The organism is Thermostichus sp. OS-CIW-26 (assembly GCF_054058395.1).
Window position 1 is genome coordinate 1 of the sequence record NZ_JBSSAG010000063.1, and the last position, 4,567, is coordinate 4,567.

4 protein-coding genes and 2 tRNA genes are annotated in these 4,567 nt (G+C 59.9%); 3 read left to right on the forward strand and 3 right to left on the reverse strand.

Features of this window, described 5'->3' with window-relative positions; genetic code table 11:
* Positions 1 to 100: 100 nt before the first annotated feature.
* Positions 101 to 172: transfer RNA gene (locus ACVW0C_RS14110), tRNA-Thr, on the reverse strand.
* Positions 173 to 180: 8 nt separating this feature from the next.
* Positions 181 to 266, reverse strand: a tRNA-Tyr gene (locus ACVW0C_RS14115).
* A 221-nt stretch (positions 267 to 487) separates the two neighbouring features.
* On the opposite strand from ACVW0C_RS14115, the gene lysA reads away from it, so the two are divergent.
* The 3 genes from lysA (at position 488) to ACVW0C_RS14130 (ending at position 3,762) form a co-directional block, all read left to right on the forward strand.
* Positions 488 to 1,867, forward strand: coding sequence for a diaminopimelate decarboxylase (gene lysA, locus ACVW0C_RS14120; protein ID WP_457386029.1), 1,380 nt, complete (start codon positions 488 to 490; stop codon positions 1,865 to 1,867).
* Between the two features lie 218 nt (positions 1,868 to 2,085).
* Positions 2,086 to 3,009 carry a diadenylate cyclase CdaA gene (cdaA, locus tag ACVW0C_RS14125; protein WP_457386031.1) on the forward strand — a complete coding sequence of 308 codons (924 nt, stop codon included), beginning with the start codon at positions 2,086 to 2,088 and terminating at the stop codon, positions 3,007 to 3,009.
* Positions 3,010 to 3,015: 6 nt separating this feature from the next.
* Positions 3,016 to 3,762 (forward strand): isoprenyl transferase, encoded by a 747-nt coding sequence (locus ACVW0C_RS14130; RefSeq protein WP_414343303.1) that lies wholly within the window; start codon positions 3,016 to 3,018, stop codon positions 3,760 to 3,762.
* 38 nt (positions 3,763 to 3,800) lie between these two features.
* Here the strand turns inward: ACVW0C_RS14130 and ACVW0C_RS14135 are convergent, their stop codons facing one another.
* Positions 3,801 to 4,409: a CPP1-like family protein gene (locus ACVW0C_RS14135; protein ID WP_041436527.1), complete on the reverse strand. Its 609-nt coding sequence runs from the start codon at positions 4,407 to 4,409 to the stop codon at positions 3,801 to 3,803.
* Positions 4,410 to 4,567: the final 158 nt, after the last annotated feature.

Consider the following 4,567-nt stretch of genomic DNA (forward strand, 5'->3'; position numbering starts at 1 on the left):
AAACCAGCCTGGAGGTTCGTGGTTGGCTTGCCAACTGCAGGGCTACCAAAAGCCCGCCCTGTACTGCGAAGCAGTCAGGGTCGGGTAGTTTACAGCGCCAAGCCCACGACGAGGATCGAACTCGTGACCTCCCCCTTACCAAGGGGGTGCTCTACCACTGAGCCACGTGGGCAAAGCCGATGGTGGGCCGAGTTGGATTCGAACCAACGTAGGCGTAAGCCAGCGGATTTACAGTCCGCCCCCTTTAACCCCTCGGGCATCGACCCGTTGACACCGGTCTTTCATCATAGCAGAAGGTGTTGCGTAAGTCAGACACACTCCCACTGTGCCAATTGTCAGCCATCTCAAAACCGAGGAGTCAGAGTCGAAGCGGAACGAGGCAGCCCCAGAGCTGGGTATAAAGGGATCGGGTTAGGGCTGGGCACTTTTCAAGACAAGCTGAATAAGGAACTTGATATCGTTTAAGACAGTTTTCTGACTCCTGACCATGATTTCGACCCTCGGCACTCCCACCCATCCAGAGCAGACCCTTTCCCCCAACCAGTCTTTGCGCCCCTTGACCAGCCGTATCAACAGCCGGGGGCACTTGGAAATTGGGGGGTGCGACGTGGTGGAGCTGGTGCGCCAGTTTGGATCCCCTCTCTACATCCTGGACGAATGGACGCTGCGCCGCGCCTGCCAGCTTTACCGTGACACCTGGGCCCGCTGCTACGCCGGGGGATCCCGGGTTTTGTACGCCACGAAAGCCTGGAATTGCCTGGCCATCTGTGCATTGGCGCTGCAAGAAGGGCTGGGGTTGGATGTGGCTTCTGGCGGGGAGCTGTACACGGCCCTGCAGGCGGGGGCCAAAGGTGAAGATCTCTATCTGCACGGCAACGCCAAGTCTCTCGACGAGCTGAACTTGGCCCTGGAGACGGGCTGTACTTTGGTGGTCGATAGCCTGTACGAACTGCAGCAGGTGTCGGCCCTGACCACGCCCGCACGGCCAGCGCGGCTGCTCCTGCGGGTTAACCCTGGTATTGACGTCCACACCCACGAGTACATCCGCACCGGACAAACCGACAGCAAATTCGGCATCGGCCAATGGCAACTGCCGGAGGTGTTTGACTTTTTGGCAGCCCATCCCCAACTGCAGTGCGTTGGGCTCCATGCCCACATTGGGTCACAGATTTTTGATCTACAGGGCCACCGAGACCTGGCGGGGGTGCTGGCCCAGATCTGGCGGCAAGGGCTGGGCAGAGGGTTGCCCCTACAAGAGCTGAATGTGGGTGGGGGCCTGGGGATCCGCTATATCGAATCCGATGATCCCCCCTCCATCCCGGAGTGGGTGGAAACTGTGGCAACGGCGGTGCAACAAGCCTTTGCCCAGGCTGGGATCCCTTTGCCCAAGGTGCTCTGCGAGCCTGGACGATCTGTGATTGGGCCGGCTGCCGTGACCGCCTACACCCTGGGAGGGCAAAAGCGGATCCCTCCCAGCGATGACCTGCCCCAGGGACGCACCTACATCACCATCGACGGTGGTATGTCCGACAACCCGCGCCCGATCACCTATCAAGCCCGCTATACCGCCCTTCTGGCCAACCGACCAGAGGCAGAGGCCACGCAGCGGGTAACGGTGGCCGGCAAGCACTGCGAGTCGGGGGATGTGCTGTTGAAGGATGTGCTTCTGCCCGCCCCAATGGCAGGAGAAGTGTTGGTGGTTTTGGCGACGGGGGCCTACAACTACAGCATGGCTTCCAATTACAATCGCTTCCCTCGGCCAGCCGCGGTGCTGGTCAACGAGGGAGAGGCCCAGTTGATTGTGCGGCGAGAAACTTATGCCGACTTAATCCGTCAAGATGTCTTGCCAGAGCGGTTGCTGCGTTGAAGGGGAAGTTTGCCCATACCCATCTGGTCAGTAGAGGCACAGCCTTTCCTGGCAGCGCCGACCGCAGCCAACGCACCTCATGCGAGAAAGACTGGAAGACAGCCAGGAGGTGAGTGGTAGGCTGGTCTGGGGGCCGCAGTCCAACAGGGGTTCTGAGGTGCAGAACGGCACCAGGCAGAAGGTCCGCAATGAGGGGAGCGTGAACGGGGTTTTTCGCCATGCTGGCGGCCTTATGGGCTTGGCTACAGCAGTTTAACTTTCTCAGCCTCTTGGACTGGGCTCTGGCTGTCTTTCTGTTGGCTTTGGCTCTCTACTACACCCGCGAAAGTCGTGCTGGGGTGCTGGTGAGGGGATTTATAGTGCTGCTGGTGCTGTACCTGGCCACAGCCTCTCTCCCCTTGGTTCACCTGATCTTGGATCGCCTGCTCCTGGGCGCAGCTGTAGCCATGGGCGTGCTCTTTCAACCGGAGTTTCGGCGGCTGCTGGAGCAATTGGCAAGAGCCATCCGCATGGAGTGGCCGAGCAACGCAGGCGATGACGAGGAGGATCCTGAGGAAGATTTGGTGGAAGAACTGGTGCAAGCAGTGCGAGAACTTTCCCAAAACCGCACAGGAGCGCTGATTGTGATCGAGCCGGAGCAACCAATTGACTCGCGGGTGTTTACCGACAAAGGAGTACCTCTCCAGGCGCGGGTGTCGCGGGAGATCCTGCAGACCATTTTCCAGACTTCAACTTTGTTGCATGATGGGGCTGTGGTCATCCATCGGGATCGCATTCGCGCAGCGGGGGTCATCCTACCGGTTTCGGAGCGGGCCGCCTCTCGGCAACTGGGCACACGGCACCGTGCTGCGATGGGGATCACAGAGCAGACCAATTGCTTGTGTATTGTGGTCTCAGAAGAAACGGGATCCATTTCCCTGGCGGAGGGTGGGCGCATCGAGCGGCCTCTGACCAGTGCCAAGTTACACGAGCTGCTGGTACAGCGGTTGCGCAATCCCCGCGATGCCAAAAAACGAGATGCTCCGCTAAAGGGATTGTGGGCCTACCCCTGGTTTCGCAATGGGCCGCTGCGCTGGTGGGGATCCCTTGCCGATCTGACTAAACTCTTTCGCAAACCTGAGAAAACCCTCCCCGAAGACTGAATCTCCATGACCCTTTCTCCTGCCCATCTTCTGCAGTTGCCTGCCGACCTGGATCCCCAGTTGTTGCCCCGCCATGTGGCGGTGGTGATGGATGGCAACGGGCGTTGGGCGCAAAAACGGGGCTTACCCCGCAGTGTTGGGCATCAGCGAGGGGTAGCGGCCCTGAAGGAGCTGCTGCGCTGTTGTGATGACTGGGGGATCCCAGCCCTTACCGCCTATGCCTTCTCCACCGAGAACTGGGGCCGGGCCCGCGAGGAGGTGGATTTTCTCATGACTTTGTTCGAGCAGGTGTTGTGGCAGGAATTGGGGGAAATGGTGCAGCAGGGGGTGCGCATCCAGTTTGCCGGCCAGTTGTCGGCTCTGCCCCACTCTCTGCAGGAAACCATCGTGCATGCGGTGGAATGCACCCAGCACAACAAGGGCATTTGCCTGACGGTGGCCCTTAACTACGGGGGACGACAGGAGATCCTACAGGCCTGCCGCTCCATTGCCACCTTGGTGCAGCAGGGGCTGCTGCAGCCGGATCAGATTGACGAGGCCCTCTTTTCCCAATTTCTCTACACCACCGGCTTATCGGATCCTGATCTGCTGATCCGTACCAGCGGCGAGATGCGCATCAGCAACTTCCTGCTCTGGCAGATGGCCTACACCGAGCAGTATTTCACCCCCATCCTCTGGCCGGATTTCGACCGAGCCGCTTTTCACCAAGCCTTGCTTAGCTATCAGTCGCGGCAGCGGCGGTTTGGCAGGTGAGGATGATCCCTGGTTGGATATCCGTTGCCAACCGGCAGCTAGCGCAGAAAGCTGGTCACCAACCACATCACCGTAAACGTGATCCCCACCAACAGCGCACCAGGAGCATCGCCACCGGTGAGAGGAAGGGCAATGCCGTAGGCCAACATCAGCCCCAGGCTCAGGCCCGCCAGGGCCAAGAGAAAAGCGCGAATGAAGCGGCGCTCTTTGCGATACAGGAAATAGATACAAGCCATCAGCCCCAAGGCCAGTTGCAGCGAGGGGTACTCATCGGGAGCCAGGATAACCCAACCCCCCAGCCCACCCAGCAGCGCCGCAGGCCAGAGGGCATCGGCGGTAGAGGGGGTATCCAACCAGCGGCTGACCCAGGGGGGATTTTGGGCAGCAGGGCGAGGCAAACTCAGCTCCGGCTCAGGATGGGCAGCCCGTTGTTCGGCGTAGCGAATGCGATCGGGAACGGCGATTTTGCCCTCTTTGCGCAGGCGCAGGCGCTGCATCAGGATGGCATCGTAGGCTTGCTCCACCCGCTCTTGCTGCTGTTCATCGGCGCCCAAGCTGGCCAGGAGCCGAGCCCGCGCCGATTGAATCTCTTCAAAAGAGGCTTCTTCGCTAATTCCCAACACCTGATACGGACTCATCTCAGCCATAGCGACCAGCCCTGTAACTCTTTATCACCTTAACCCAGCCTGCCCGACCTTCGATCCGGCTACGTAAACTACCCGACACCCGCGCTATGCGCAGGGTGCGGGCTTTATCCCAATCCCTAGCGGCCCCAGAGGACAGCTAAGTTTCGGAATTTCAGGCG

What these genes read in the sequence shown, in the direction of transcription:
- lysA (WP_457386029.1), top strand. Translation starts at nt 488, where the DNA reads ATGATTTCGACCCTCGGCACTCCCACCCATCCAGAGCAGACCCTTTCC.
- cdaA (WP_457386031.1), top strand. Translation starts at nt 2,086, where the DNA reads ATGCTGGCGGCCTTATGGGCTTGGCTACAGCAGTTTAACTTTCTCAGC.
- ACVW0C_RS14130 (WP_414343303.1), top strand. Translation starts at nt 3,016, where the DNA reads ATGACCCTTTCTCCTGCCCATCTTCTGCAGTTGCCTGCCGACCTGGAT.
- ACVW0C_RS14135 (WP_041436527.1), bottom strand. Translation starts at nt 4,409, where the DNA reads ATGGCTGAGATGAGTCCGTATCAGGTGTTGGGAATTAGCGAAGAAGCC.